This window comes from Frankia sp. CoWAU3 (assembly GCF_977971855.1).
The window spans coordinates 2591-5332 of the sequence record NZ_CDWWXB010000083.1; the positions used below are offsets into that span (position 1 = coordinate 2591).

The 2742-nt window shown below is 71.3% G+C and carries 2 protein-coding genes; one reads left to right on the forward strand and one right to left on the reverse strand.

The window, feature by feature from the left end; genetic code table 11:
• The coding region (valS, locus tag AC08ON_RS09700) for a valine--tRNA ligase (RefSeq protein ID WP_476616814.1) at positions 1-1874 on the reverse strand (1874 nt) is incomplete at its 3' end.
• Positions 1875-2142: 268 nt separating this feature from the next.
• Here valS and AC08ON_RS09705 point away from each other — a divergent pair.
• A partial coding sequence (locus tag AC08ON_RS09705) for an inositol monophosphatase family protein (protein WP_476616815.1) occupies positions 2143-2742 on the forward strand: 600 nt, incomplete at its 3' end.

The window sequence follows — 2742 nt, forward strand, 5'->3', positions numbered from 1 at the left end:
GCGTCCGACCCATGCTCCTCGAGCAGGCCCATCGGGGTCACCACGTTGCCCTTGGACTTCGACATCTTCTTACGGTCCGGGTCGAGGATCCAACCGGAGATCGCCGCGTTCGACCAGGGCAGCACGTCGAACTCGGCGTGGGTGCGCACCACCGTCGAGAACAACCAGGTCCGGATGATCTCGTGCGCCTGCGGACGCAGGTCCATCGGGAAGACCCGGGAGAACAGATCGGTATCGTGCTCCCAGCCACTGGCGATCAGTGGGGTGAGCGAAGACGTCGCCCAGGTGTCCATCACGTCGGGGTCGGCGGCAAACCCGCCGGGCACGCCCCGCTGCTCGGCGGCGTACCCGGGCGGGACGTCGCTGGACGGGTCGACCGGCAGCGACGCCTCGTCGGGCACGATCGGCGCGTCATACCGCGGCGCACCGGCGGCGTCCAGCGGGTACCACACCGGGAACGGCACGCCGAAGAACCGCTGCCGGCTGATCAGCCAGTCGCCGTTGAGGCCGTCGACCCAGTTCTCGTAGCGGACCTTCATGTAGTCCGGGTACCAGCGCAGCTCCTGGCCGCGTCCACGCAGCGCGGCCCGCAGCGGCTCGTCCCGCCCGCCGTTGCGGAGGTACCACTGGCGGGTCGTCACGATCTCCAGCGGCCGGTCGCCCTTCTCGTAGAACTTGACCGGATGGGTGATCGGCCGCGGATCGCCGAGCAGCGCGCCGGACCCGGCGAGCAGTTCGACGATCCGCGCCCGGGCGCTGTGCACGGTCTTTCCGGCGAGCTCGGCGTACCGCTCCCGGCCTGCCGCGGAGGTGACGGCGCCCGGTGGGTCCGGGATGAACCGGCCGTCACGGCCGATCACCGCACGCGCCGGCAGCCGCAGCTCGCGCCACCACGTCACGTCGGTGAGGTCACCGAAGGTGCAGATCATCGCGATGCCGGATCCCTTTTCGGGGTCGGCCAACCGGTGCGCGACCACCGGGACCTCAACGTCGAACAGCGGGGTCCGCACCGTGGCGCCGAACAACGACTGGTAACGCGGGTCGTCCGGATGGGCGACCAGGGCGACGCAGGCGGGCAGCAGCTCGGGACGGGTCGTCTCGATGACAATCGGGTCCGCCAGATCCCCGGAGCCCGCCGGGTCCAGCCCGCTGCTCGGGGCGGAGACGCCCGACCGGGGGAAGGCCAGGCTGTGGTACGCGCCGGGGCGGTCCCGGTCCTCCAGCTCGGCCTGGGCCACCGCGGTACGGAAGGTGACGTCCCACAGCGTCGGGGCCTCGGCAAGATAGGCCTCCCCCCGAGCGAGGTTGCGCAGGAAGGCCCGCTGCGCAACGGTCCGCGACCGGGCGTCGATCGTCGCGTAGGTGTACGACCAGTCGACGGAGAGCCCCAGCCTGCGCCAGAGCTGCTCGAAGCCCTTCTCATCCTCCAGGGTCAGCCGCTCGCAGAGCTCGACGAAGTTGCGTCGCGAGATCGGGACCTGCTCCTTGCCGGGCTTGTCCGGCGGGGTGAAACCCGGGTCGTAGGGCAGCGACGGCTCGCAGCGGACAGCGAAGTAGTTCTGGACCCGGCGCTCGGTCGGCAGCCCGTTGTCGTCGAAGCCCATCGGGTAGAAGACCTCGCGACCCCGCATCCGCTGGTAGCGGGCGATCAGGTCGGTGTGGGTGTACGAGAAGACGTGCCCCACGTGCAGGGAACCGCTGACGGTCGGCGGCGGGGTGTCGATGGAGTAGACCTGCCCGCGGTCGACCGTCCGGTCGAACACGTAGGTGCCCTCGTCCTGCCATACCGTTGACCAGCGCGCCTCGATGCCGTCCAGGCTCGGCTTCGCCGGGACCGCGCGGGTGGACCGTTCCGTACCGTCTGTCGCAACCACAAGTAACGATCCTACGGGCGCCTCGATCGTGGTCATCGACCGCCGAGGTCCCCCGGTGCCCGGACCGGCGAGGTTCCGGCCCGGGCACGCACCCCGGAGCCGGAGCCGGAACGGGAACGGGAACGGGAAGCGGAAGAGGTCGACGGACGTGACGCCTCTCACGTTCCATGGGGAGTACACGACCGGCTGCCTTGGCAGGATGAACCGTTGAACGGACCGTACTCCCGTGCCGATCCCCACTCCGTGCCGATCCCTGGAGCGCCGGACGATGAGCGACCTGCCAGACCCGGACGAACTGCTCGCCATTGCGCTGACGATCGCCCGTGCGGCGGGTGACCTGCTCGCGCGGGGCCGGGAGGGCACCGTGGCCGCGGAGACGACGAAGTCGTCTCCCACCGACGTCGTGACCGCTCTCGACCGCGCCTCCGAGGCGCTCGTCGCCCGGCGGCTCGCCGAACTGCGCCCCGGCGACGGACTGCTCGGCGAGGAGGGTTCGGACTCCGCCGGCACGACCGGGGTGCGCTGGATCGTCGACCCGCTCGACGGGACGGTGAACTTCCTCTACCGGCTGCCCAACTGGGCGGTCTCGATCGCCGCCGAGGTCGACGGGGAGGTCGTCGCCGGGGTTGTGCACGCCCCGGCGCTGGGCGCGACCTACACCGCCACGCGGGGCGGCGGATCGTACCGGGACGGGGAACCGCTGACCGGCTCCACGGTGACGACGCTGGCCGGCGCCCTCGTCGCAACGGGTTTCGGCTACACGGCGTCCCGCCGGGCCGCGCAGGCCGCTGTCGCCAGCCGGGTGGTGCCCCGGGTGCGCGATCTCCGTCGGATGGGTGCGGCATCGCTGGACCTGTGCGCGGCGGCC